Raw genomic sequence first — 25,089 nt, forward strand, 5'->3', positions numbered from 1 at the left:
GCATGCTTTCGGCGGACGAAACCCAAGCTTCGCTGACCGGCGCCTGGCGGCTGATGCTCGGCAAGGCCGATGGGCTGCGCCTGCTCGACCTGTCGGCCGACGGCTTCTGGAATTCGTTCTTCGCCATCATCATCGCGGCTCCGGCGCTGATCGTCGGCTGGGTCGGCATCGCCAACCAGATCGGCGATCCCGATGCCTTCGCCGGCCGCTTCTCCATGCTGGTGCGGCTGGCGACGGTCGATATCGGCTCCTGGGTGCTGCCGCTGGTCGCGCTCGCCTTGGTGGCGCCGCGCGCCGGCATTGGCGGGCGCTTCGTCCACTATGTCGTCGCCAGCAACTGGGCCTCGGCCATCACCGCCTGGCTGATGCTGCCCTCGGCGCTGATCAGGCTTTTCCTGTCATCGACAAGCCAGGTCTCGAGCCTTGTGTCGCTGCTCCTATTTTCCCTGTCGATGGTGCTGACCTGGCGCATGACCAATGCCACGATCGGCAAGGGCGCGGCCATCGGCACCGCCGTTTTCGTCGGCATGTTCATCGCTTCGCTGCTGGTGCTGTTCGGGCTGCAGATGCTGCTCGGCATCGCCGTGCCAGACGATGTCGGGGCTCAGAGCCTCTCGGGACTCTATCCGGGGTAGAGCCCGGTTCTACCAGGGCAGAGTTGGTGTCTATCCGGGGTAATCGACGCCTATCAGGAAAAGCCCATCGGGCGGCGCCACCTGGCCGCAGGCGGCGCGGTCTCGCGCCTCGAGCGCGGCCTTGAGGTCGCCTGATGTCCAGCCGCCGTCGCCGACCCGCTTCAGCGAGCCGACCATGGAGCGCACCTGGTTGTGCAGGAAGGACCGCGCCGAGGCTCTCACCTCGATCACGTCACCCGTTCGGCTGACATCGAGCCGCTCCAACGTCCTGACCGGGCTGTTGGCCTGGCACTGGGTGGAGCGGAAAGTGGTGAAGTCGTGCCGGCCGAGCAGGAGCTTCGCCGCCTCGTGCATGGCGGCGGCATCGAGCCGCTTCGGCACCCACCACACCTTGCCCTGTTCCAGTGCCGAAGGCGCGCGCCGATTGAGGACACGGTAGAGATAGTGCCGGCCGGTGGCCGAGAAACGGGCATCGAAGTCGTCGGAAACGACTGCAGCTTTCAGGATGGCAATGCGCGCGCCCGCCGCCTGCAGATGCGCATTGATGGCATCGCGCACCTTGTCGTCGGGCCACGCCTTGGCAAGGTCGACATGCGCCACCTGCGCGGTGGCGTGCACGCCGGCATCGGTGCGGCCGGCGGCGCGCAGCCGGACCGCCTCGCCGCAGAATTTCTCGATCGCCTGTTCGATCGCCTGCTGCACCGAAGGCTGATCGGCCTGGTGCTGCCAGCCGGCAAACAGGCTGCCGTCATATTCGATGTCGAGGCGAAAACGCGGCATGCCGGTCGGCTATACGCTCTCGCCTAGGCGGCGAGAGCGGTGAAGGCGGAGGCGTAGACCAGTCTGCCGGCTTCGGGTGCGTCGCCCCAGGCCAGCGCCTGCAGCGCCTCGCCTTGGTATTCGCTGTCGAACTTTTCAGCCCGGGCGTGGCTATAGCCGAAACGGCCGTAATAGGCCGGATCACCAAGCACAACGGCCAGTGTCTCGCCAGCGTCCTTGAGCCGGATATGGGCCTCGCGGATCAGCGCGCCACCGATGCCGGAGCCGTGAAAAGACGGCTCCACCGCCAGCGGGGCAAGCGCCACGGCGGCAAAACTCTTGCCGCCGTTCTGCACGAACAGGCGCGAAAACAGGATGTGGCCAACGGCCTGGCCGTCTTCTTCCGCCACCAGTTCGACGACGGCATCACCGCCGGTCACCAGCGCGTCGACCAGTCCGGCCTCCGCCTGCTGGCCGAAAGCGTGTTCCTCGACGAGGCGGATGGCCTCGCGGTCCCGCGGCGTCGCCGCGCGTATCGACATCATGCTCATGAGAATTTCAGTCCTTTTTCGATCTTGGCTCCGCGCAGGAATTCCGACGCGGCGGCGGGCTTTCCGCCCGCACGTTGAACTTCGACCAGCCTGATCGCGCCTTTTCCGCAGGCGACCGTCAGCCGGTCATCGAGAATTCCTCCCGACTCGCCCAAATCTTCCGAAGGCGACAGGCCTTCGGACAGCGTCGAGCGAAGCAGTTTCAGCCGTTCCATGCGGCCGCCAAATTCAATTTCGGACCAGGCGCCGGGAAAGGGCGACAGGCCACGAATGTGATTGTGGACATCGGCCGCAGGCCGCGTCCAGTCCACGCGCGTCTCGGATTTATCGATTTTCCTGGCGTTAGTCACCCCTTCGGCCGCTTGCGCGGTAAATGTCAGGGTATTCCGTTCCAGCCGTGCCAGCGCTTCCACCATCAGGGCAGCGCCAACGCTCATCAATCGATCATGCAGATCGCCGGCTGTCATATCGGGGTCGATGGCGCATTTTTCAAGCAATGCCACCGGTCCGGTGTCCAGGCCCTCCTCCATGCGCATCACCATCATGCCGCTTTCCAGGTCTCCTGCCATGATGGCCCGCTGGATGGGGGCGGCGCCGCGCCAGCGCGGCAAAAGCGATGCATGGCCGTTGATGCAGCCGAGCCGGGGTGCCTCCAGAACCGCCCTGGGCAGAAGCAAACCATAGGCGACGACCACGGCGATATCGGCGCCAAGCGCTGTAAAGGCGGCCTGTTCGGTCTCGCCTTTCAACGATGCCGGCGTGCGCACCTCGATACCCAACCGCTCGGCCTCGCGCTGCACCGGCGACGGCGTCAGCTCGAGCCCGCGCCGGCCCGCGGCGCGCGGCGGCTGCGTGTAGACGGCGGCGACATCATGTCCCACTTCGGCAATGGCGCGCAGCGTCGGCACCGAAAACCCCGGCGTACCCATGAAGATGACACGAAGGGGCATTTCCCCTATCCCACCAGTTTGCCTGGCGCCTTGTCCTTGGCGAGCTTCCTGAACTTCTTCACCACCATGTCGCGCTTCAACTTGGAGATATGGTCGATGAACAGCACGCCGTTGAGGTGGTCGATCTCGTGCTGCAGGCAGGTCGCCATCAGGCCCTCGGCCTCCATCTCCTGCAGCGTGCCGTCGCGGTCGAGATATTTGACCCGCACCGAAGCCGGGCGCTCGACCTCGGCATAGTAATCCGGGATCGACAGGCAGCCTTCCTCGTAGACCGACCGCGCGTCGGCGCTTTCGAGAATCTCCGGGTTGATGAAGACATGCGGCGCCGGCGTTTCGTCTTCCTTGGCAAGGTCGATCACCAGCATGCGCAGCGGTTCGCCGATCTGGATTGCCGCCAGCCCGATGCCGGGCGCGTCATACATGGTCGCCAGCATGTCGTCGGCCAGTTTGCGCAAGGACGCGTCGACGCGCTCCACCGGCTTGGAAACCTGGCGCAGGATGGGGTCGGGAAGGATGATGAGCGGCTTGATCGGCATGGCGTTTCACCTAAGACCTCCAAGGAAAGGCGTCAACCGGTGCGCCTGAGCCTCGTTCACGTTTTGATCTGTGCCAGCCCGCCGAATCGGCTATGCTGTCCACATGAATGATCTCAGCACCATCTTTTCGGAGCCTGTCGTACGGCTCGGCGCCTCGACAATCACGCTGGGTCACGCGCTGGCCTTCGGCGCCTTGCTGTTTCTCGGCTTGTTCGTGGCGCTCGTCGTTGCGCTGTGGCGGTCGGCCAAGGCGCGCGGGGTCGCCGCCGCGGAGGCCGCCGACCATGCCCGCGACGCCGAGACACGCATGGCTGGTATTTTGCAGTCGCAGGCTGAAATGCAGGGCCGCATGGGGGCCATCGCCGAAGTGTTCGGCGCCCGGCAGGCCGAATTGACGCAATCGATCGGCCAGCGCCTCGACGCCATGACCGGCCGCATCGGCCAGACCATGACCGAGCAGACCAAATCCACGCATGAGAGCCTGGCGAAACTGCAGGAGCGGCTGGCGGTCATCGACACCGCGCAAGGCAACATCCAGTCGCTGGCCGGCCAGGTCGTGCAGCTGCAGGCGATCCTCTCCAACAAGCAGACCCGCGGCGCCTTCGGCCAGTCGCGCATGGAGGCGATCGTCGCCGACGGCCTGCCGCATGGGGCCTATGAATTCCAGGCGACGCTGTCGAACGGCAGCCGGCCGGACTGCCTGGTGAAAATGCCGAACGGCGCGCCGTCACTTGCCATCGACGCCAAATTTCCGCTGGAAGCATGGAATGCCATCCGCGCCGCCGACGGCGCCGACCTGCAGAAGGTCGCGGCCCAGGCCTTTCGCCGCGACATCGAGGTCCATGTTCGCGACATTTCGGAAAAATACCTGCTCCAGGGCGAGACGCAGGACACGGCCTTCATGTTCGTGCCGTCGGAATCGGTGTTCGCCGAAATCCATGAGAATTTCGAGGCGGTCGTGCAGAAGGCGCACCGCGCCCGCGTCATCATCGTCTCGCCTTCGCTGCTGATGCTGTCGATCCAGGTCATCCAGGCGATCCTCAGGGATGCCCGCATGCGCGAGCAGGCGCATCTGATCCAGGGCGAAGTCATCAGGCTGATGGAAGATGTCCAGCGCGTCGACGAGCGGGTGCGCAAATTGCAGGGCCATTTCGGCCAGTCGGCCAAGGACATCGAAGACATCCTCGTCTCGACCTCGAAAGTGACCAAGCGCGGCCAGAAGATCGAGGCGCTGGAGTTCGGAGAAGGCGAGCCCGACGTCCCACACGGCGCCCCCGCCAAGGTGGAGGCCGCACCGCGCGTGGCTGATTCCAAGACGGGACAGCTGAGGCTGAGGGTTGTCGAAGATGGAGAGTAGTCGCTCGACGCCAGAGATTAGCGAAGCGTCTATCCCATCGTCATTCTAGGGCGGAGCAAGGAGCGGAGCGACGCGCGCAGACCCTAGAATCCATGCCGCGACCGCGGCGCGCCGCAACAGTGCAGAATTCCGTTCCACGGCATCCTTCGGCAAGGTCACGGCATGGATCCTCGGGTCAAGCCCGAGGATGACGAAGCGATAGGAGGCTTCGCTAATCGCAGAGGTCTTGTGGGAGCCTACTAACCCTACTGCTCTTCCACCGTCGTCATGCCCTCGAATTCCGGAAGCCAGTGCAGCGCCGACCGGTGCCATTTCTGGTGTCTCGGGACCAGGTCCTGACGCTGCCGCGAGGTCCCGACCCTGATCCCATAGACCTTCGGACCGTCGCCGACCGATGTCGCATAAAGGTGCGAGCCGCAGTCGGCACAAAAAGCCTGGGCGCGCTTGGCGCCGCTCGCCACGGTCTTGATATAGATTTTCGGCGCGCCCCTGGTGATCCGGTAGTGATCCTGCGGCGCGGGAACGGTGACGCGAAAGGCCGTACCGGTCAGCTGTTGGCAATCGGTACAGTGGCAGATCGAGGTCTTTTCCGGGTCGACCTCCGCCTCGTAGGTGATGGCACCACAATGACAGCCGCCGTCTATCTTCATCGTCATTCCTCCAAAATCGATCGGCTGATCTTAGCGACGCGGGGATGCGAGGCAACGGCGCGGCGCTGGTCCAGAGGCCAGGGCATGATCACGAAGAGGGTTTCGGGGTCATGCTCAACTTTCTCCTGACGCGGATTCGATCACCTTGCGCCGCTTTTCCCAGGTGCCTGACGTCTGCGGCTTGACGAACAGCCGCGCGATTTCAGGCATTTCCTTCTTCAGCCGCGCCTCGATGCGCTCGACACAGGCCTCGATCTCCGGCGCCGCCAGATGGTCCTCGAATTCGACGCTCAGGGCGGCAACGATCTCTTCCGGTCCCATATGCACCGTCAGCACACCGTTCGCCCGCTGCACCGCCGGATCCTGCTGGACGATCGCCAGTACCTTCCTCTGCACCTCGGGTGAGGCCGGCTCGCCGATGAGCAGGCCCTTGCTTTCACGCGCCAGGAAGATTGCCGTCGCGCCGAGGATGAGCGCGATGCCGATCGAGCCGGCGCCGTCAAGTTCGGGCATCTCGAAAATCTCCGCCGCCAGGATGCCGGCAAAGGCGACGGTCAGGCCGAGCAGCGCGGCACTGTCTTCGAACAGCACCGTATAGACGCTTGGGTCCTTGCTCGATTGCACGGCCCGCAGCCAGCCTTGCCTTCCCTTCTGCTTGCGGAATTCCTTCAGTGCCACCAGCCAGGAGCTGCCTTCGAACAGGAAGGACAGGCCCAGAACGATATAGTTCACCTTGACGTTGGAGACCGGCTCCGGCGCCAAGATGTGGACGACGCCCTCGTAGAACGACACGCCGGCGCCCAGCGCGAAGACCAACAGGGCGACGATGAAGCTCCAGAAATAGAGTTCGCGGCCATGGCCGAGCGGATGCGTACTGTCCGCAGGGCGCGCGGCGCGGTGCATGCCGTAAAGCAGCAGGCCGCCATTGCCGGTGTCGACCAGCGAGTGCACGCCTTCCGACAGCATTGCCGAACTGCCGGTGAAAAAGGCGGCGGCGAACTTGGTCAGCGCTATGGCGAGATTGCCGGCAAGCGCCGCATAGATGACCGTTCTGGAGCCGCCGTGCCCTGCCATCTTCCTCGCCGCCTCCGATACTCGCGAGCTTGTGCCGGGGAGCTTAGCCACCCGCGCGCTGAAGCTCCATATCCATCCTGAACGCATAACCCGTCGATCCGTTCAGGCCTCGGCGTTGCCCGCCCGAGGCCATTGGGGGCCGGAAAAGCGGTTGATACGGGCACTGGCAGTGGTGGCGGGACGGAAACAGCCCCTTGCCTAGAGACGCTTGTCTTGTTTCACTCCGTTTCCCGCAACTGGAGGAACGAATCATGGCTAAAGGTGCGATGAAGGCAGGCAAGGAAGCCCGCAAACCGAAGAAAGACGCCAAGAAGCCTGTAGCCGCTCCGGCCCTGAAGGCGCCGCCGGTCAAGGCAATGAGGCTCAAGGAAAAGTAAGTCCCGGCAACCCGGCGCGGCGGGATTTCACCGGCGGCATTCGACAATGCCGCCGGCACGTGTTGATCGGGCATTCGGACAGCCCTATATCGATGGCGCGGGGACGACCTCGCACTTTCCGAAAATTCGGCCGGGACGACCCGCCATTGTCGAGTGAGCAGCCAAGGCCGGAAGCCTGGATGCTCCGATGGAGCGTTGCGATGTCCTGGACTTTTCTGTTTTTCGCCGGCCTGTTCGAAATCGGCTGGGCAATCGGCCTCAAATACACCGACGGGTTCACCAGGCTGGTTCCAACCGTGCTCACGGTCACGTCGATGATCGTCAGCCTCACCTTGCTCGGCCTGGCGCTGAAGGCGCTGCCTGTCGGCACCGCCTATGCGGTATGGACCGGTATCGGCACCGTCGGCACGGCGCTGCTCGGCATCTGGCTGCTGGGCGAGCCCGCCACGGCGATCAGGCTCGGCTGCATCGCGTTGATCGTCTGCGGCATCATGGGGCTGAAATTCGCGGCCTGAACGGCCTTGTCCGCCGGCGGGCGACATCGACCGAGCCGATATCCCCGGATGTCCAAGCCGACATCCCGGATGCAGGGGCTTCCGGTCGGCGACATGGACAAGCGAAAAAAGGGCCGCGCCTTGGCGCGTCCCTTGTTGGTCATCCGTCGAGGCGAGTGCGCTCTTAGCGACCCGTAAAGCCGGGAGGAGTCCTGCCGGTGCGCTGCTTGCGTGCTGCGTAGCGCGCGTCGCGCTTTGCCTTGCGCTCGGCTTCATCGGCAAGCAAGCGAGCAATACGCTCGTTCTCTTCAGCCTCCCGAAGCTTTGCTTCCGCCTCCGCTGCCTCTTCGGCGGCAATGCGCGCCGCTTCAGCTGCTGCCTCACGCTCGGCCTTCTCGATCGCCTCGCGCGCCAGCTTTTCCTGCTTCAGCTTGGCCTTTTCGGCCTCGCGGATCTCACGTGCCGCAAGAATTGCCTTGCGTTCGGCCTGTCGTGCCAGCACCGCGGGATCGTCTGCTGCCGGCTTTGACTTGAAGCGCTCCAGAAGCGCCTTCTTTGCCTCGGTCGCGGCATTGCGCCGCTCGAAAATGTCTTTTTCCCTGTAGATAGCCAAGTCCACTTCCTTGAAGTCTATTCGCGAGGCTTACATACGCGTGAAAACCGGGAGTTCAAGCGCCAAAACGGTATGGCAGCCATGAAATTCCGGGATGTTGCACCGGGGAGACGCATTTCCGGCCGAAATCGACATGCACTGTTCACCAGCCACCCTCTGGCGGCGCGACGGACGCGTCGCTACCTCTAGGGCGACAATCAACACACTGGGATGACATTCAAATGGAACTCGGCCTCTACACTTTTGCCGATGTGAGCCCTGTGCCGGGTCCCGGCGCCATCGGCCCGCATGAGCGGCTGCGCAACCTGATCGAGGAGGTCGAACTGGCCGACCAGGTTGGCCTCGACGTCTTTGGCCTCGGCGAACACCATCGGCCCGACTATGCCGCCTCGGCGCCGGTCGTGGCTTTGGCCGCGGCGGCGGAGCGTTCGAAGCGCATCAGACTGACCAGCGCTGTCACCGTGCTCTCCTCCGACGATCCGGTACGCGTCTTCCAGCAATTCGCCACGCTCGACCTTCTGTCAGGCGGCCGCGGCGAGATCATGGCCGGGCGCGGATCGTTCATCGAATCCTTCCCGCTGTTCGGCTACAACCTCGAAGACTATGACGAGCTGTTCGCCGAAAAGCTCGACCTTTTGCTTGCCATCCGCGATCAGGTGAAGGTGACCTGGTCGGGCAGTCTGCGCGCGCCGATCAACGATCGCGGCGTCTATCCCAGACCCTTCCAGGACAGGCTGCCGGTCTGGATCGCGATTGGCGGAACGCCGCAATCGGCAGCCCGCGCGGGCGCGCTCGGCCTGCCGCTGGCGCTTGCCATCATCGGCGGCGAACCGGCGCGCTTCGCGCCGCTGTTCGACCTCTACCGTGATGCAGCCAAGCGCGCCGGCAGCGATCCGGCAGGCTTGGCCACCAGCATCAACGTGCATGGCTTCATCGCCGACACGACCGAGCAGGCGGCGGACGATTTCTACGGCCCGCAAGCCGAGGTGATGAACCGCATCGGCCGTGAGCGCGGCTGGGGTCCGACATCGCGCGCGCATTTCGACCAGTCGCGTGGTCCCGATGGTGCGCTGTTCGTCGGCAATCCGGAGCAGGTGGCGGAAAAGATCGTCGCCCAGCACAGGATTTTCGGCAACGACCGCTTCCTGCTGCAAATGGCGATCGGCACCATGCCGCACGCCAAGATCATGAAGGCGATCGAGCTTTATGGCACCAAGGTGGCGCCGATCGTGCGCAAGGAAACGGCGAAATCCGTGCCGGCCGTGGCGGCGCCTGCGGGCTTGGATTTCTCCGGCGCCGACTCGATTGTCTGAAGGGTAAATCTTTGCATCGCATGAAATATGGCGCACTCGCAGCCGAGTCTCCGGTTGCGCAATTGGCGGCACGATCCCTCGACGGCGGCCCGTGCGGCAGTGCCGGCTAACGGAACCTTGAAGCCGTGCCGGCGTTTTCGTCTGCGGACTGCATCAGTTGTGGTGCGCCGCCGAGGGGGCCACGATGAAAGCCGAACCCGCCGCTTTGGGCGCAGGCGTTGCCGAGGCCGAGGAGTCACGTTTGGTAACGCGCGCCGACACACGCCTGATGCGCTCGCTGCTCATCGGCATCTTCCTGTTCATGAGCATCTATGCGCTCTATTTCGCGCGCGCCTTCTTCATGCCGGTCATCCTGGCCTTTCTGCTGACGCTGACACTGACGCCGATCGTGCGGCTGCTGCGCAAGCGCGGCATTCCCGAAGTGGTCTCGGCGACGCTTCTGGTGCTTGTATCCCTCTTCGTCTTCGCGAGCGCCGGCTATGTGCTCAGCGGCCCCGTCATCGATCTCATCAACAACACGTCGTCCATCGGCCAGCAACTGACCGAACGGCTGGCGCAGTTGCGGCGGCCGGTCGAGAGGATCATGGAGATCGCGCACCAGATCGAAGGGCTGACCGAAACATCGCAGGAACCGGGCGTGCAGAAGGTCGCGGTGGCGCAGTCCGGCTTCCTGTCGTCGGCGGCGAGCAACATCCTGTCGGCCGGAACAAGCCTGACCATCATCTTCGTTTTGTCGCTGTTCCTGCTCGCCTCGGGCACGATGTTCTACGAGAAGATCATCCAGTCCTTCGCCAGCCTCACCGAAAAGAAGCGGGCGCTGCGCGTCGTCTACGACGTCGAGCGGGAAATCTCGCACTATCTGCTCACCGTCACAATCATCAACACCGGCCTCGGCACGGTCATCGGCCTCGGCCTGTGGGCGCTTGGCATGCCCAATCCGCTGGTCTGGGGCGCCGCGGCCGCTCTGCTCAATTTCCTGCCTTATGTCGGGGCCATGATCACGCTCGTCCTGGTCACGGTCATCGCGCTGATCAGCTTCGACACGATCGCCTACGCGTTGTTGGCGCCTGCCTTCCTGGTGTTGTGCGACATCGTCGAAGGCCAGTTCGTGACGCCGATGGTGGTCGGGCGGCGGCTCGAGATCAACGCCGTGGCGATCTTCATCGCCATCGCATTCTGGTCATGGCTGTGGGGCTTCGTCGGCGCGCTGATGGCTGTGCCGCTGCTGGTCGTCGTCAAGGTGTTCTGCGACCATTTCGAGAGCCTTAGCCATGTCGGCAATTTTCTCGCCGCCCAACATACGGCGGTCGTGGAGGAGGACGCCGACGAACAGGACGGCACGACCGCCGCATAACAGGCGCACCGTTTGCGGCGGCGGGATCGAATGCCTATATCCGCCCGATCAGTGCCCGGTGCCCTTCCCGATGAACGACGCTCCCTTCGACCTCGACGCCTATTTCGCCCGGATCGGCCATGCCGGTTCCAGTGATGCTTCGCTCGACACGCTGAAGACGCTTCATTTCCTGCATCCGCAGGCGATCCCCTTCGAGAACATGGATCCGTTTCTGGGGCGCCCGGTCCGATTGGACGCCGCATCGCTGCAGGACAAGATGGTCCTCGACGGGCGTGGCGGCTATTGCTTCGAGCACAATCTCATTTTCATGCACGCGCTGAAGGCGCTTGGCTTCGAGGTCGGCGGCCTCGCCGCGCGTGTGCTCTGGGGTCAGAGCGAGGACGCGATCACGGCGCGTAGCCACATGCTTTTGCGCGCCGAGCTCGATGGCCGGACCTATATAGCCGATGTCGGCTTCGGCGGCCTGACGCTGACCGCCCCGCTGCTGCTCGAGCCGGGCCTCGAACAGACGACCCCGCACGAAACGTTCCGCATCGTTGAAACCGGCGATGACTTTCGCCTGCAGGCCGCCATCGGCGGCGGCTGGCGCTCGCTGTATCGCTTCGATCTGCAGCCGCACTATGAGGTCGATTATTCCGTCACCAATTATTTCCTGTCGACCAACCCCGCATCGCATTTCCTGACCTCGGTTCTGGCGGCGCGCGCCGCGCCCGACCGGCGCTACGCGCTGCGCGGCGATCGCCTGTCGATCCATCACATTGATGGCCGCACCGAACAGAAGCAGATCGCCACAGCCACTGAACTCGCCGACACGCTGGAAGGCCAGCTCGGCATCACCATTCCCGACCGCACGGCCTTCGAGGCTCGGGTGCGCGAGAAGAAGATCGTGGAGACCAGTACATGACCGAACTTTCCGTCCTCGACCTGTCGCCGATCGTCGAAGGCAGCGATGCCTCGCAATCGCTCGCCAATTCGCTCGACCTCGCCCGCCACGCCGAGCGGCTCGGCTACAAGCGCTACTGGCTGGCCGAGCACCACAACATGCCAGGCATTGCCAGTGCGGCCACATCGGTTGTCATCGCCCATGTTGCCGGCGGCACCAAAACCATTCGCGTCGGCGCCGGCGGCATCATGCTGCCCAACCATGCCCCGCTGGTGATCGCCGAGCAGTTCGGCACGCTGGCGGCCTTGTTTCCAGGCCGCATCGACCTTGGCCTCGGCCGCGCTCCCGGCACCGACATGAACACGGCGCGGGCGCTACGCCGCAATCTCGAGGCCGGCGTCGACAATTTCCCGCAGGATGTCGTCGAGCTGATGGGTTATTTCCTGCCGGCCGAGGAAGGCCAGCGCCTGCGCGCCGTGCCTGGCGAAGGCCAGACGGTGCCGATCTGGATTCTCGGGTCGAGCCTCTACGGCGCGCAGCTCGCCGCCATGCTCGGCCTGCCCTATGCCTTTGCCTCGCATTTCGCTCCGGCGGAACTTGACCACGCGCTGGACATCTACCGCTCGCGCTTCCAGCCGTCCGAGCAGCTCGACAAGCCACATGTCATGCTCGGCCTCAATGTCTTTGCAGCGCCCACCGACGCCGAGGCACGTCTGCTGTTCACCTCGCTGCAGCAGGCCTTCGTCAATCTGCGCACCGGCAGGCCCGGAAGATTGCCGCCGCCGGTCGAGAGCTATGACCGGGATCTCGACCCGATGGCCAAGACCATGCTCGGCCAGGCGCTGTCCTGCGCCGTCGTCGGCTCGCCGGAAACGGTCCGCCAAGGCATCGATGCGTTCGTACGCCGCACCGGCGCCGATGAGCTGATGGTCACCGCGCAGATATTCGATCACGCCGCCCGCGTGCGTTCCTTCGAAATCCTGGCCGAGGCGCACAAATCCCTGTCGCAAGCGGCCTGACGTCTTGTACTTCGCCGGGTGCTTTTGCCGGTCACAATGCTCTGCTAAGTGCAAGGCATCCATCGGCAGCAAGTGAGCTTTCCCGTGACACATGATCTCGACGCACGCATGCGGTTCGCCATCGATCTGGCGCGGCGCGCCGGCGAACTCGGCCTGAGGTATTTCCGCGACCTTGACAGCCTGACCATCGAAAGCAAGGGCCATCAGGACCTGGTCTCGCAAGCCGACCGCGAGGTCGAGCTGTTCATCCGCGCGGCGATCGCCGCCGACTATCCGCGGGACGGCATCGTCGGCGAGGAGCATGCCTCGGTCGCCGGCTCTACCGGCCATGTCTGGGTGATCGACCCCATCGACGGCACCGCCAATTTCGTGCGCGGCATTCCGGCTTGGTGCGTGGTGATCGCTTGCGCCCGGGATGGGGAGACGATCGTCGGCGTCATCCACGAGCCATCGACCGGCGAGACCTTCCACGGAAGGCTGGGCGGCGGCGCCTTCGTCAACGGCAGACCGATGAAGGCGAGTACGGCGACCGGCCTGGAAGAGGGCTCGGTGGGCACCGGCTTCTCAAACCGGGCCGAGGCCGAAAACATCGCCGTGCTGATCAAGAAGATCCTCGCCGAAGGCGGCGTCTTCTTCCGCAACGCGTCAGGCGCCCTGATGCTCGCCTATGTCGCCTCGGGCCGGCTGCTCGGCTATGTCGAAGAACACATGAACGCCTGGGACTGCGTGGCCGGCATGCTGTTGATCGAGGAGGCTGGCGGCACCGTTCTGAAGGCGGACCCGAAGACGGTGCTGCAGAGCGGCACGCAGGTCATCACGGGCGGCAAGGGCGTGTTTTCGAAGCTGCAGGCGCTGTGTTCCGGTGTCTTTACGCCCTGATCAGGCTCCAAATCTCGGGAAGCAGGATGGCGTCCGAAAACCGCTTCACATTTTTCGGCATCATGCTTTAGGCACTGACGCTCTGAACCGCCCCCAGCGGCCGGCATGAATTGCGGATCATCAGGCGGCCCTTGAGCACGAGCTTGCGCGGCGGCGCGTCCCGGTTGCCGGCGAGGCGGTCGAGCAGCAGATTGGCCGCTTGCTCGCCGATGGCCTGCACCGGCTGCGCCACCGTGGTCAGCTGCGGCTGGAACACGTCGGACCAAGGAAAATCGTCGAAGCAAGCGACCGAAATGTCCTCCGGACAGGACAAGCCGATGTCGCGGATCGCCTTCATGGTTCCGATCACCATCGGGTTGTTGGCCGAGAAGATCGCGCTTGGCCGGTCATGCAGCGACAGCAGCTGCATGGTTGCGTTGTAGCCGTCGATCTCGTGGAAATTGCCGGAGCGAACCAGTTCCTCGGCCACCGGCAAGCCGGCGGCCTGGAGCGCCTCGCAATATCCGGTCATGCGGTCATGCATGGGTGAAATATCCGAGGTGCCGGTGATGTACCCGATGCGGCGGTGGCCGAGGTCGATCAGATAGCTGATGGCGTCGAACACCGCGCGCTGGTTGTCGAGAACCACGGCGTCGGTGTCGACCCCCTCGCACAGGCGATCCATCAGCACCACCGGCACGTTGGCATCGGCGACGATCCGCTCGAGGATCGCGCCGTCACCGACGCGCGCCACGATCAGCCCGTCGACCATGCGGTCGAGCAGCAGCCTGATCTGGTCGTCCTGGGTGTTCAAATCCTCGTCCGTACAGCACAGCATGACGGCATAGCCGGCGCGATCGAAGGCCTGCTGGATGACCGAGACGACGGCGGTGAAGAACGGGTTGGTGATGTGCGGAACGGTCAGGCCGATGGTGCGCGTCGTACCCATCTTCAGGCTGCGGGCTATGGCGTTGCGCTTGTAGCCGATATCACGGATCGCCTGCTCGATGCGGGCGCTGAGCTCCGGACTCACGGTTGCGGTGCCGTTGATCAGCGCCGACACGGTGGCGACCGAGACACGCGCCGCTTCGGCCACGTGCAACATGGTGGGCGCGGTGGATTTGCGTTGTTTTTTTGGCCCTGACGCTGTCATTTTCGAAACGTTTCGTCACCCCTTGCCAGCAATACCTACGGAATCCCGCCATTTTAGGCAAGAATTGAAATGCATCAAAGTTTCGTCACCCTATATCGGCTTGACATGATCGAAACGTTTAGATTAGCGTTCGAGAAGCTGACGAAGACGGAAGGGAGGCCGCCATTGTCATGGAACAGAGCAATTCCCTTTCCTCGGCGCGCAATGCGACATCGGATCGCTCGGACACCGTCCTGAGCGCCGAGCATATTTCGAAGAGCTTTGGCGGCATCGCCGCGCTCGTCGATGTCGGCTTCGAATTGCGGCGCGGCGAAGTGCATGCCTTGATGGGTGAGAACGGCGCCGGCAAGTCGACGCTGATGAAGATCCTCTCCGGCGTCTATACCGGCTACGAAGGCACGGTCAGCATCGACGGAAGGCCGGTCAGCTTCGCCGGCGTGCGCGACGCCGAGGACGCGGGCATCGCCATCATCCACCAGGAGCTCAACCTGGTGCCGGAGCTCAGCGTCGCCGACAACATCTTTCTCGGGCGCGAGAAGCTGATCGCGGGTCTGATCGTCCACCGCAAGGCGAGCAGCCGCGCGGCAAGCGCCCTCCTGCAGCGGCTCGGCATCGAACTCGATCCGGACGCACGCGTCGGCGCGCTGCGTGTCGGCGAACAGCAGTTGGTCGAGATCGCCAAGGCACTGTCGATGTCGGCGCGTATGCTGATCATGGACGAGCCGACCTCGGCACTGTCGCCGGCCGAATGCCAACGGCTGTTTCGCATCATCGGCCAGCTTGCCGACAGCGGTGTCGCCATCGTCTACATCTCGCACCGCATCGACGAGGTCATGCATCTGGCCGGCCGCGTCACCGTGTTCCGCGACGGGCGCCATGTGCTGACGCGGCCGATGGCCGAGCTTGACGAAAATGCCATCATTTCGGCGATGGTCGGACGGGACCTGCTCGCATCCTCCCAGGACGAGCGGGATCCCGGCGGCAGGATCGTGCTTTCGGTCAGCGATCTGTCGCTGTCGAAGCCAGACCGCCAGGGCTGGCGGCAGGTGATCGGCGGCGTCAGCTTCGATCTGGCCGCCGGAGAAATCCTCGGCATTGGCGGGTTGCTGGGCTCCGGCCGCACCGAGATCATGGAAGCGATCTTCGGCTCGAGCGATGGCCGTGCGGGCGGCGAGATCCGGCTCGACGGCCAGCCGGTGGATATCCGCTCACCGCGCGATGCGCGGCGGCTGGGCATCGCACTGGTCACCGAGGACCGCAAGACGCAAGGCTTGCATCTACAGGCCTCGATATCGGACAATGTGGCGCTGCCGCTGGTCGGAGCGCTGGCCCGCTTCGGCATCCGTTCGCTGGCCGGCGAACAGGGGCTGGCGCGGCAGGCTGTCAAGGCGCTCGGCATCCGCTGCCGGGATATCGACCAGCCCGCCGGCACGCTGTCGGGCGGCAACCAGCAGAAGGTCGTCATCGGCAAGTGGCTGGCGACCAGGCCGAGGGTGCTGTTGCTCGACGAGCCGACGCGCGGCATCGATGTCGGCGCCAAGCGCGAGATCTACGACCTCATCTTCCGGCTGGCGGGCGATGGCCTGGCCATCGCCGTCATCAGTTCCGAGCTGCCGGAATTGCTGCATCTTTCCGACCGCATCCTGGTGATGGCCGACGGCCGCCAGACAGGCATCCTTTCCCGCGAAGCGGCGAGCGAGGAGGCCATCATGCGCCTCGCGGCACCGCGCCGGACCCTATCGAGACCCGCCGCATGACCGCACTGAAACTCCTGTCCCGCACCAAGCTCTACTGGGGCCTGATCGCCATCTTCCTGATCGGCGTGCTGGGCTCGCCAGTGAGTTCCAAGGGCAACAACATCTTTCTGTCCTACGGCAATCTCCTCGACGTGCTGCGCCAGGTGTCGACCACCGGGCTGATCGCCACCGGCATGACGGCGGTGATCATCACCGGCGGCATCGACCTTTCCGTCGGCTCGCTGATGGCCATCTGCTCGGTGGTGTGCGCCATGCTGCTGACGGTTCCGGGCGTAACGCCGGGCGTCGTGCTGGGCGTGCCGACGGTTGCCCTGGTTGCGCTGTGTCTCGGCTTCGTGGTCACGCGCTTCATCTTCCTCAACGTGGAAAAGTCCCGCGCCGGCGTTGATGCCGTGGCCCGCGACGTGAGGCTGGACACCGTTCGCGGCCTGGTCACGCCGGCAATCGTCGGCATCGTCCTGTGCTGCCTTTCGCTCTGGTACCTGCTGCCGCAGATCGAGCCCAAATTCGGCGTTCTCGGCGTGCTTCTGGTGGCGCCTTGCGTTGGTCTGCTGTTCGGCGCCATCAACGGTTTCATCATCGTCGGCGGACGGCTGCAGCCTTTCATCGTCACGCTGGCGATGATGGTGACGGCGCTCGGAATCGCCCGGCTCACCGCCGGCCAGAACAATGCCGTGTTGCCGGTCTATACCGGCTCCAACGCCACCGCCGATTTCGAGCTGCTGCGCTCGCTGGTGTTCGGCGTCATCCCGATGCCCGGCCTGTTCTTCCTCGGCGCCATCGTCATCTACGGCGCGGTGCTGCGCTTCACGCCGTTCGGCCGCTATGTCTATGCCATCGGCGGCAATGAGGAGGCGGCCAGGCTTTCCGGCATCGCCGCCGGCCGCGTCAAGATCGCCACTTATGCCATATCAGGACTGCTCGCCGGCATCGCCGCCGTGCTCTACGTAGCGCAGTACCGGCAAGGCAAGCCGGATGCCGGCGCCGGGCTGGAGCTCGACGCCATCGCCGCCGTGGTCATTGGCGGCACCAGCCTGATGGGCGGGCGCGGCAGCCTGACAGGCACCTTCTGCGGCGTGCTGATCTTTGGGCTGCTGTCCAACATCTTGCAGCTCCACAACATCAATTCGAACCTTCAGCTGGTGCTGAAGGGGATGATCATCATCGGCACCGTGCTCGTGCAGGAGCGCAATGCCGGCGATCTGCTGGCCTATCTGCGCCTGCCCGGAGCGGCGCACAAGGAAACGGCCGCCGCAAAACGGCCGTCGCAAGAGACACCGTCTCTCAATCTCGGAGGAAACAAGAAATGAACCGACGTGACATGCTGAAGCTTGCCGCATTCGGCGCGGCATTGCTGACCACCACGGCACTGCTCTCCACCGGACATGCTTTTGCCCAAGACAAGAAGTGGAAGATCGGCTTCTCGCAGGTGACCACCATCGAGCCCTGGCGCGCCCAGTTCAACAAGGACATCATTGCCGAGGCCGCCAAGCATCCCGAAGTCGAGCTGATCATCACCGACGGCGAGGACAAGACCGAGAAGCAGGTCGCCGACGTCGAGAACCTGATCCGCCAGGAAGTCGACGCGCTCCTGGTGTCACCGAAGGAATCGGCCGGCCTGACCGGCGTCGTGCAGCAGGCGATCGACGCCAAGATTCCGGTCTTCGTGCTCGACCGCAATGTCGACACCAAGGACTTCACCCAGTTCGTCGGCGGCGACAACAAGCTGATCGGCCGCGCGGCCGGCGAATATGCCGTCGAACTGCTCGGCGGCAAAGGCAAGGCGGCAGGCAATGTCGTCGAGATCTGGGGCGGCATGGGTACCCAGCCGGCGCATGACCGCCATGACGGTTTCCATGAATTCACCGACAAGGAACCGGGCATCAAATATCTGCTCGACCAGCAGTCGGGCGACTGGAAACAGGATCAGGCCTACAATTTGATGGCCAACGCGCTGAAGACCAACGAGAAGATCGATCTCGTCTACGGCCATAACGACCCGATGGCCTACGGCGCCTATCTCGCGGCCAAGGATGTTGGCCGCGAGAAGGACATCAAGTTCATCGGCATCGACGGCCTGCCCAACGAAGGCGTGCAGATGGTGAACAAGGGCGAGCTGACGGCGACCTTCACCTATGTCACCCCAGGTGCGGAAGGCCTGCGCCAGGCGATCAAGTTCCTGAACGGCGAGAAGGTCGAGAAGACCATCACCTTGCCGACGCAGAAGATCACCAAGGAAAACGCCGCCCAGGTGCTGAAAGACAACGGCCTGTGAGATAGTGGAGCTTGAGGGGCCTCGGTTGGCGCAGCCCCTCATCCGCCTGCCGGCACCTTCTCCCCGTATAGTGACGGGGAGAAGGGAGCTGTGGTGAAGCCGGCGCCCTTCTGCAACGCCGGCGACTAGCGAAGCCGTCGATGACAGCGCCTTTCTCCCCGTCCCTATACGGGGAGAAATGTCCGGCAGGACAATGAGGGGCAGCGCAGACCAACCAATTCTACTCAACTCAATCGTTTCGGTGACCAGCTTCTGCAGGCTGGTAAGATCCGCATCTACGCCAGCTTGGCTAGCAGCTTCATGAAGGTGACGATCTCCTTGGCCGAGAGCGGCGCCAGCGTTTCCCTTGTGATCTCGCGGGCCAGCGGGATCAGGCGCTCGATCGCGTCCCTGCCCTCCGGCGTCAGGTTTACCAGCAGCCGCCTTTTGTCGACCTCATGCCTGGAAAGCTCGACCAGGCCACGCGCCTTCAGCCGGTCGATGACGCCTTTCACCGTTGCCGCGTCCATCGCGATCAATGTGCCGAGCTGGTTCTGCGAAGTTTCGCCAACGTCGCGCAACTTGGCGAGTGCGGCGAATTGCGGAGGCGTAAGATCGGCGATACGGGAGGCGAAGATCGAAACATGGCGCTGGTGCGCCTTGCGCAGGATGAAGCCGACCTGCTCCTGCAGGAGGTAGTCGTGATCATCGGCCTCTTCGACCTCGACCAGCTTGAGCAGGTTGTCCTCGCCGCTCACCGCAGCCCGTCCCAGGCTTTTATGTCATCCGCCGCGAGGCCACCCATCCGATTATGGACGCGCGGGCCGCAGGTCATGGCGAGGCAGAACAGGATCTCGTCAGGACGCGGGCCGTCACTGATGCCGACTTCCATGGCGTCGAAATGGCTGCGCACATAGGCGGCGTTGATATGGCCGAGCGGCACGTCGAGCTTTGAGCCGAAGGCGCCGACCTTCTTGGCCGACGGCACGATCGCCTTGGCATCGCCCAGCCGCTCGCGCATCGCATAGCCGCCCGGCACATGCCACAGCGCGCCATGTTCCAGCTCGCCCGCGCTGCCGACGATGGCGCCCTTGCCGTAGCCGTCGATCTGTTTGACGTCGCCGCCGAGGGCGGCGATCAGCCGGTCGGCGAGCAGCAGGCCGAGCGGCTTCAGATCATCCATGGCGCTCTGCAGATCCTCGACATAGCGCCCGGCGAACGGGTTCCTGACCACGGCCATGGCAGCGGCACGCCGGCGCGGCACCGCGGCGGCCGGTCCGCCATCGTGGAAGATTTCTTCGCTCAGCACCGCGATCTTGCGGATCGGAAATTCAGGCATGGGCAACTTCCTCCGGTTCATGCTTGTTGGGCGCGACGAGTGCAACGGAGCCGCTGATGCGGGCTTCCCCGCCAAGAAACAGCGCCGATGCGGCGATCAGGCCGCGCCGGCGAAAATCTTCGGCGACGGCAAGGCCATTGTCCAGGGCGCGTGCCACCTCATCAGGTGCAAGCGTGCCGACGGCTTGCGTCACCAGCCGCGCGCCAAGATCGCTGTCGGGCGACAGGTCGCGTGCGGGAACGCGCCTGATGGCGGGATTGCCGGGCAGGTCCACCGCGTTGGCGATGAGCGTTGCCGCCGCATCGGCCTCCGCGCCGGTCCGCGCCAGCACGGTGACGGCGTCGGCAATGCCAAGCGAGAAGGAGCGGCCACGCCAGCCGCTGGTTGCAACGCCACCCACGCCATCCTGCGCACGGATCGTGATCCGGTCGGCCATGCCGTTACCGGTGCCGGCGACCGCCAATCCCATCGAGCGGCCTCTGCCGATGTGGAGGGCGCTGTCGCCGCCATTGTTGACATAGGCACGATCGAGCTTGCGTCCGGCTAGCAGCGCGGCAAGCATTTCGTCGGCTACCGATCCGGCAACGGCGGCCATCGGTGTGATGAAGCATTCCGCCAGGGGCATGACGGCTGCTTCCATGCGGCGCGCCGTCGGGCCGGTGAAGGTTCGCGGCGCCAAGAAAAATGCCGGGAGCCGCAATTCGGGAAGCTCCTCGACCAGCTCGATCAGGATCGTCTGGAAGCGCGCGACGGCCTGGACGTAGGCGGCGCGACACTCATCAGCCTCGCCAAAGGCCTCGACGATCAGGTCGATCGGCCCATGGTTGAGATGCAGCCGCTTGCCGTCCTGCAGCCAGTGCGCTTGCGGATCTTCCATCACCCCGCCCCGTTCGAACCCGCGCGGCGCAATTGCGCCAGCGGCGGCCATGGATTTTGGGTTGCGGCGCCTGTGCCGCGTCGGGGATTGAGATACTCGCCACCTTTGGCGACGATGTCCGCAACGCTGCGGATCTCCGCCTCGTAGCCGCCGAGCCTGACATAGTCGTCGCGACGCAGCGTGAACTCGATCGGCGCCACCAGCGCCGGCGTCGGCACATAGCCGAAGGCGCCTTCCGGAACCCTGGTGACATCGACCATCAGCGTGATGCCCCCGCCCGGCCAGACATAGACCGGGGCGCCGCCAACGGTGACATAGGTAGTCAGGCCTTGCACCGAACGGGTGAGATTGACCGGGTTTTCGGTGACGCCGGCGCGCAGCGACCCGCCGGCGCCGCCGATGAACAGCACGGTGCACAAGGCCGGCTCGCAATTGTCCTCGATCAGGTTGACCGATTTCCGCAGCCGTTCCGGAAACGGTTTTTCGACCGGCTTCAGGTCGTCATCGAGCTCGTAATAGGCGAACTGCTCGCCGGTGGTCGAAACCATCAGCAGCGACAGGCCCGGGCGCGCGCCCTTCTTGGCGTTCCATTCGCCGAGTATCGACAGCGGATCTGAAATGCTGGTGCCGCCCCAGCCGAGGCCTGGCTCGGACACTTTGAAATAGCGGCCCGGTGTCGAGCGGCGGCCAACGATCTTGATGCCCGTATCCTGCCAGCCCAGCACCTTGCCGGCCTGGTGTTCGGAGACGACACCGGTGATGTGATCGTCGACCACCACGACCTCGTCGACCAGCCCGCGCCATTGCGTGGCAAACATGCCGATCGTGGCCGAGCCGCAGCCGACCCGCATGCGGTGTTCCTGCTTGCCGTCGATGACGGGGGGTTTGCCGGCTTCGACGATGACCGTGGCGCCGCCGTCTATGCTGAGTTCCACCGGTTTGCGGTTGCACAAATTGAGCAGGGCGTCACAGGTGGCGCGGCCTTCCGCCTTGGAACCGCCGGTCAGATGATGCACGCCGCCCAGCGACAGCATCTGCGAACCGTACTCGCCCGTCGTGACATGGCCGATGGCCTCGCCCTCGGCCCGCACGACAGCCGTTTCGGGTCCGATATGACGGTCGGTGTCGATCTTCACCTTGACGCCGCAGTAGGAGAAGATGCCTTCCGTCACCACCGTGACGAGATCGACGCCCTCGACCTCCTGGCTGACGATGAAGGGAGCAGGCTTGTAGTCGGGATAGGTGGTGCCGGCGCCGATTGCCGTGACGAAGCGGCGGCCGGTGTTGATGAGTTCGCCGTCCCACTGCTCGCCCTCGGCGACAAAGGGCACCATGGCAGCGCCGGTCTCGGCCGCATGGTCGAGGATGGTCAGCGGGTCCATGCGCACGATCCGGCCCGCGACATTGCCATAGCGGTCGCAAGCGCCGGTGCGGCCGTCGGCGATGTAGCACATGACGGGACAGGCATCGCAGCGGATCTTCTGCGCCACCAGCTTCTCGCCGGGATCATGGGTTTCGAAGCGTTCGGCAAGCTCGCTCATGCGCGTGCCTCCTTCTCGCGGATGGCCGCCAGGATGCGGCTTGGCGTTGCCGGCACCTTGGTGACCAGCACGCCGGTGGCGTGGCGGATGGCGTTGAGGATCGCCGGCGCCGTCGGGATCAGCACGTGCTCGCCCAGGCCCTTGGCGCCGAACGGCCCTTCGGGATCGGGCACCTCGATAAGGATGGTCTCGATCGGCGGCACGTCGCCAATGGTCGGGATGAGATAGTCGTGCAGGTTCTCGGTGCGCCCGGGAACATATTCTTCCATCAACGCCATGCCGATGCCTTGCGCGATGCCGCCTTCGATCTGGCCCTCGACCAGCAACGGATTGATCGCCTTGCCGACGTCATGCGCCGCCGTGATCTTGATCAGCCTGACAGTGCCGAGTTTGAGGTCGACCTCAAGTTCGGCAATCTGCGCGCCATAGCCATAGACCGCATAGGGTTTGCCCTGGCCCTTGGCATCGAGGGGCAGCGTCGGCGGATCGTATGTCTCTTCGGCGCGGAAGACGAAGCCGTCGGCATTCGCATCGAGCGCGGCAAGGTCGATGCGGCGTGTCGCCTCGCCTTCGCGGATGACGATCACCGCGCCATCCAATTTAAGGGAAGCCCTATCCGAGACATTGGCAAAGCGCAGGATTTTTTCGCGAAGGGCCCGCCCAGCCTTTTCAGCCGCCTTGCCGGTCACGAAAGTCTGTCGCGAGGCCGAAGTCTTGCCGGCGTCTGGGCTGATTGCCGTATCGGCGCTCTTCAGCTGGAATTTCTCCAGCGGCAGGCCGAGCGCGTCGGCGCAGATCTGCGTAATGACGGTGTTGGACCCCTGGCCGATATCGACGGCGCCCTGGTGCAGGATGACGTCGCCCGATGGCGCGATGCCTACCCTGATGGTCGACGGATTGGGAAGCGAGGTGTTGCCGCAACCATACCAGCAGCACGCGACGCCGACACCGCGCTTTCTATCTATGCTGGTGCTGTTGAACGTATCCGCGTCGGCCGTCGCCCGCGCCCAGTGCAGCCGCAGCGCTTCGAGGCATTCGGCGATGCCGACGCCAGACACCAGAAGCTGCCCGGTAACCGTTTCGGAGCCGTTCCGAAGGCAGTTCTTCAGGCGAAAGTCTAGCCGATCCATGCCGAGCTTGCCCGCGAGCTCGTCATAGAGCGTCTCCTGCATGATCGTCGCCTGCGGCACGCCGAAGCCACGGAAGGCGCCGGCAATCGGACCATGGGTGTGGATGGCGCGGCCCTCGGCACGATAGTTGGGCGTGAGATAAGGGCCGGAGGCATGCACCGGCACGCGGTTGGCGACCGTCGGACCCCAGCTGGCATAGGCGCCGGTGTTGAAATCGCCGGTAAAGACCATGCCGGTGACGTAGCCGTCGGAGGCGGCACCGATGGTGGCCTTCATCTCAGCCGGATGGCGCTTGGTGGTCGACATCATCGATTCGTTGCGGGTGTAGGCAAGGGCCGCGGGCCGTCCCGTCTTGATGGCGACGAGGCCGATCAGAGGCTGCAAGGAAACGTCGAGCTTGGAGCCAAAGCCGCCACCGGTCGCGGTCGGCACGATGCGCACCTTGTTGACGGCAAGGCCGAGCACTTTCGCGGTGTCGTCACGGTCCATGTAAGGCGCCTGGGTGCAGGCGACGACGACAAGCGTGTCGCCGTCGACATATGCATAGCCGGCTTCCGGTTCGATATAGGCGTGCTCGACATAGGAGGTGTCGATCGCGCCGCTCGCGGTGACGGCCGCATTGGCAAGTGCCGCCTCGGGATCGCCGCGCTCGACAAAGCCGTTGGTCAACAAATTGGCCGGGCGGTTCTCGTGGATCAGCGCCGCACCTGCGGCCTGCGCATCGCAGGGCTGGAGAACATGGGGCAGTTCGGTCCAACGGACAGGGAAATCCGACAGATCGAGATCGAGGATCGCCTCTCGCTCGCCGGCGACCAGAGCGACCGCCTCGCCGCGAAGCCGGGCAAAGCCTTCGGCCAGCGCCGGCTGGTCGGCGAATGGGCCGATAACGCCGAAACAGTTTTTTCCCGGGATGTCGGCGGCCGTGAAAACGCCCGCGATCCCGGCATGCGCCTTGGCCCAGCCGTCGAGGTCGCCGAAATCGAACTTTGCATGATAGTGCGGCGAGCGGACCACCAGCACGGCAAGCGCGTCGGCCGGGAAGGAATCGCCGCCGAATTTCTCGGCGCCGGTCACCTTTGGCACGCCGTCGAGCCTGACCGGTGACGCGCCAATGGCGTGGCCGGACCGAGGCAGACGGAAATCCAGGCTCGCGGTCTGGAGGGAAGCCTCCATCACCGCCGCGATGATCTTCCGGTAGCCGGTGCAGCGGCAGAGGATGCCGCCCAGCGCATCCTGCACCTCGGTCTCGGTCGGCCTGGGTTTCGTGTCCAGCAGCGCGGTTGCCGCGACCAGCAGCGCCGGCGTGCAGATGCCGCATTGCGCAGCGCCATGCGCCAGGAACGAGGCTTGCAACGCCGACAGCCGGCCATTGGCAAGCCCCTCGACCGTCGTCACCGCGGCGCCGGCGGCCGAGGCCGCCGGCATCAGGCAGGCGCAGACGGGGTCGCCGTCGACCAGCACAGTGCAGGCGCCGCAGTCGCCGGCATCGCAGCCGACCTTTGTGCCGGTGAGCCGCAATTCATCGCGCAATACCGAAGACAGCCTACGCAGCGGCGGCACGTTGACCGAGACAGCGGCGCCATTGACCGCGAAGGCGATATCGGCGCGATCCATG

At 64.6% G+C, this 25,089-nt stretch carries 25 protein-coding genes; 12 read left to right on the forward strand and 13 right to left on the reverse strand.

Translation table 11 applies throughout. The annotated features are described in order from the left end of the window. The first annotated feature begins 2 nt into the window (after nucleotides 1-2). Nucleotides 3-635, forward strand: a complete 633-nt coding sequence (locus EN808_RS24150) for a transporter (RefSeq protein WP_135917060.1) — start codon at nucleotides 3-5, stop codon at nucleotides 633-635. Between the two features lie 30 nt (nucleotides 636-665). On the opposite strand, the gene truA is transcribed toward EN808_RS24150, so the two are convergent. Genes truA through def form a run of 4 tightly spaced genes read right to left on the reverse strand, consistent with a single transcriptional unit; the run spans nucleotide 666 to nucleotide 3,431 of the window. Beyond that, a complete protein-coding gene (truA, locus tag EN808_RS24155; RefSeq protein ID WP_127873290.1) occupies nucleotides 666-1,415 on the reverse strand; it encodes a tRNA pseudouridine(38-40) synthase TruA in 750 nt (249 codons plus the stop codon). Nucleotides 1,416-1,438: 23 nt separating this feature from the next. Next, a complete protein-coding gene (locus tag EN808_RS24160; RefSeq protein ID WP_127280837.1) occupies nucleotides 1,439-1,945 on the reverse strand; it encodes an N-acetyltransferase in 507 nt (168 codons plus the stop codon). Beyond that, on the reverse strand, nucleotides 1,942-2,895 hold the full coding sequence (gene fmt / locus EN808_RS24165) for a methionyl-tRNA formyltransferase (protein WP_135917061.1): 954 nt from the start codon (nucleotides 2,893-2,895) through the stop codon (nucleotides 1,942-1,944). Before fmt ends, EN808_RS24160 begins: the two co-directional genes overlap by 4 nt. A 5-nt stretch (nucleotides 2,896-2,900) precedes the next feature. Next, nucleotides 2,901-3,431: a peptide deformylase gene (gene def / locus EN808_RS24170; protein ID WP_135917062.1), complete on the reverse strand. Its 531-nt coding sequence runs from the start codon at nucleotides 3,429-3,431 to the stop codon at nucleotides 2,901-2,903. Nucleotides 3,432-3,534: 103 nt separating this feature from the next. Between def and EN808_RS24175 the strand changes: the two genes are divergently transcribed. Next, the gene (locus tag EN808_RS24175; protein ID WP_135917063.1) at nucleotides 3,535-4,788 is read left to right on the forward strand and encodes a DNA recombination protein RmuC; all 1,254 of its coding nucleotides are present in this window, start codon (nucleotides 3,535-3,537) and stop codon (nucleotides 4,786-4,788) included. Nucleotides 4,789-5,033: 245 nt separating this feature from the next. Here EN808_RS24175 and EN808_RS24180 read toward each other — a convergent pair whose 3' ends face one another. Then, nucleotides 5,034-5,438, reverse strand: coding sequence for a GFA family protein (locus EN808_RS24180; protein ID WP_135917064.1), 405 nt, complete (start codon nucleotides 5,436-5,438; stop codon nucleotides 5,034-5,036). Nucleotides 5,439-5,552: 114 nt separating this feature from the next. Continuing rightward, a complete protein-coding gene (locus EN808_RS24185; RefSeq protein WP_135917065.1) occupies nucleotides 5,553-6,512 on the reverse strand; it encodes a cation diffusion facilitator family transporter in 960 nt (319 codons plus the stop codon). A gap of 251 nt (nucleotides 6,513-6,763) precedes the next feature. On the opposite strand from EN808_RS24185, the gene EN808_RS37655 reads away from it, so the two are divergent. Beyond that, on the forward strand, nucleotides 6,764-6,889 hold the full coding sequence (locus tag EN808_RS37655) for a hypothetical protein (RefSeq protein ID WP_127278273.1): 126 nt from the start codon (nucleotides 6,764-6,766) through the stop codon (nucleotides 6,887-6,889). Nucleotides 6,890-7,089: 200 nt separating this feature from the next. Beyond that, nucleotides 7,090-7,404 (forward strand): quaternary ammonium compound efflux SMR transporter SugE, encoded by a 315-nt coding sequence (sugE, locus tag EN808_RS24195; RefSeq protein ID WP_127873286.1) that lies wholly within the window; start codon nucleotides 7,090-7,092, stop codon nucleotides 7,402-7,404. 163 nt (nucleotides 7,405-7,567) lie between these two features. Here the strand turns inward: sugE and EN808_RS24200 are convergent, their stop codons facing one another. Continuing rightward, the gene (locus tag EN808_RS24200; protein ID WP_127873285.1) at nucleotides 7,568-7,996 is read right to left on the reverse strand and encodes a DUF6481 family protein; all 429 of its coding nucleotides are present in this window, start codon (nucleotides 7,994-7,996) and stop codon (nucleotides 7,568-7,570) included. A gap of 221 nt (nucleotides 7,997-8,217) precedes the next feature. On the opposite strand from EN808_RS24200, the gene EN808_RS24205 reads away from it, so the two are divergent. The 5 genes from EN808_RS24205 (at nucleotide 8,218) to EN808_RS24225 (ending at nucleotide 13,444) form a co-directional block, all read left to right on the forward strand. Continuing rightward, nucleotides 8,218-9,309, forward strand: a complete 1,092-nt coding sequence (locus tag EN808_RS24205; RefSeq protein WP_135917066.1) for an LLM class flavin-dependent oxidoreductase — start codon at nucleotides 8,218-8,220, stop codon at nucleotides 9,307-9,309. Nucleotides 9,310-9,493: 184 nt separating this feature from the next. Then, complete coding sequence (locus tag EN808_RS24210) at nucleotides 9,494-10,663, forward strand: AI-2E family transporter (protein WP_135882719.1); 1,170 nt, start codon at nucleotides 9,494-9,496, stop codon at nucleotides 10,661-10,663. 70 nt (nucleotides 10,664-10,733) lie between these two features. Further along, nucleotides 10,734-11,567, forward strand: a complete 834-nt coding sequence (locus EN808_RS24215) for an arylamine N-acetyltransferase (protein ID WP_135917067.1) — start codon at nucleotides 10,734-10,736, stop codon at nucleotides 11,565-11,567. Continuing rightward, nucleotides 11,564-12,565, forward strand: coding sequence for an LLM class flavin-dependent oxidoreductase (locus EN808_RS24220; RefSeq protein WP_135882717.1), 1,002 nt, complete (start codon nucleotides 11,564-11,566; stop codon nucleotides 12,563-12,565). Before EN808_RS24215 ends, EN808_RS24220 begins: the two co-directional genes overlap by 4 nt. A gap of 84 nt (nucleotides 12,566-12,649) precedes the next feature. Beyond that, nucleotides 12,650-13,444, forward strand: coding sequence for an inositol monophosphatase family protein (locus EN808_RS24225; RefSeq protein WP_135882716.1), 795 nt, complete (start codon nucleotides 12,650-12,652; stop codon nucleotides 13,442-13,444). Nucleotides 13,445-13,511: 67 nt separating this feature from the next. Here EN808_RS24225 and EN808_RS24230 read toward each other — a convergent pair whose 3' ends face one another. After that, the gene (locus EN808_RS24230; protein WP_135917068.1) at nucleotides 13,512-14,528 is read right to left on the reverse strand and encodes a LacI family DNA-binding transcriptional regulator; all 1,017 of its coding nucleotides are present in this window, start codon (nucleotides 14,526-14,528) and stop codon (nucleotides 13,512-13,514) included. A gap of 218 nt (nucleotides 14,529-14,746) precedes the next feature. Here EN808_RS24230 and EN808_RS24235 point away from each other — a divergent pair, with 218 nt between their 5' ends. Genes EN808_RS24235 through EN808_RS24245 form a run of 3 tightly spaced genes read left to right on the forward strand, consistent with a single transcriptional unit; the run spans nucleotide 14,747 to nucleotide 18,608 of the window. Then, on the forward strand, nucleotides 14,747-16,333 hold the full coding sequence (locus tag EN808_RS24235) for a sugar ABC transporter ATP-binding protein (protein ID WP_135917069.1): 1,587 nt from the start codon (nucleotides 14,747-14,749) through the stop codon (nucleotides 16,331-16,333). Beyond that, the gene (locus EN808_RS24240; protein ID WP_135917070.1) at nucleotides 16,330-17,643 is read left to right on the forward strand and encodes an ABC transporter permease; all 1,314 of its coding nucleotides are present in this window, start codon (nucleotides 16,330-16,332) and stop codon (nucleotides 17,641-17,643) included. Before EN808_RS24235 ends, EN808_RS24240 begins: the two co-directional genes overlap by 4 nt. Next, on the forward strand, nucleotides 17,640-18,608 hold the full coding sequence (locus tag EN808_RS24245) for a substrate-binding domain-containing protein (RefSeq protein ID WP_135882713.1): 969 nt from the start codon (nucleotides 17,640-17,642) through the stop codon (nucleotides 18,606-18,608). The genes EN808_RS24240 and EN808_RS24245 overlap by 4 nt, the downstream gene beginning before the upstream one ends. Nucleotides 18,609-18,883: 275 nt before the next feature. Here the strand turns inward: EN808_RS24245 and EN808_RS24255 are convergent, their stop codons facing one another. From EN808_RS24255 to EN808_RS24275, 5 genes are read right to left on the reverse strand one after another with little or no spacing between them, the layout of a single operon-like run. Then, the gene (locus tag EN808_RS24255) at nucleotides 18,884-19,345 is read right to left on the reverse strand and encodes a MarR family transcriptional regulator (RefSeq protein ID WP_135917071.1); all 462 of its coding nucleotides are present in this window, start codon (nucleotides 19,343-19,345) and stop codon (nucleotides 18,884-18,886) included. Beyond that, a complete protein-coding gene (locus EN808_RS24260; protein ID WP_135917072.1) occupies nucleotides 19,342-19,926 on the reverse strand; it encodes an amino acid synthesis family protein in 585 nt (194 codons plus the stop codon). The genes EN808_RS24255 and EN808_RS24260 overlap by 4 nt, the downstream gene beginning before the upstream one ends. After that, a complete protein-coding gene (locus tag EN808_RS24265) occupies nucleotides 19,919-20,803 on the reverse strand; it encodes a UPF0280 family protein (protein ID WP_135917073.1) in 885 nt (294 codons plus the stop codon). The genes EN808_RS24260 and EN808_RS24265 overlap by 8 nt, the downstream gene beginning before the upstream one ends. Further along, on the reverse strand, nucleotides 20,803-22,344 hold the full coding sequence (locus EN808_RS24270) for a 6-hydroxynicotinate reductase (RefSeq protein ID WP_135917074.1): 1,542 nt from the start codon (nucleotides 22,342-22,344) through the stop codon (nucleotides 20,803-20,805). Before EN808_RS24270 ends, EN808_RS24265 begins: the two co-directional genes overlap by 1 nt. Further along, complete coding sequence (locus EN808_RS24275) at nucleotides 22,341-25,088, reverse strand: molybdopterin-dependent oxidoreductase (RefSeq protein WP_189524164.1); 2,748 nt, start codon at nucleotides 25,086-25,088, stop codon at nucleotides 22,341-22,343. The genes EN808_RS24270 and EN808_RS24275 overlap by 4 nt, the downstream gene beginning before the upstream one ends. Between the last annotated feature and the right edge of the window lies 1 nt (nucleotide 25,089).

Source organism: Mesorhizobium sp. M8A.F.Ca.ET.165.01.1.1 (genome assembly GCF_004792065.1).
GTDB lineage: Bacteria > Pseudomonadota > Alphaproteobacteria > Rhizobiales > Rhizobiaceae > Mesorhizobium.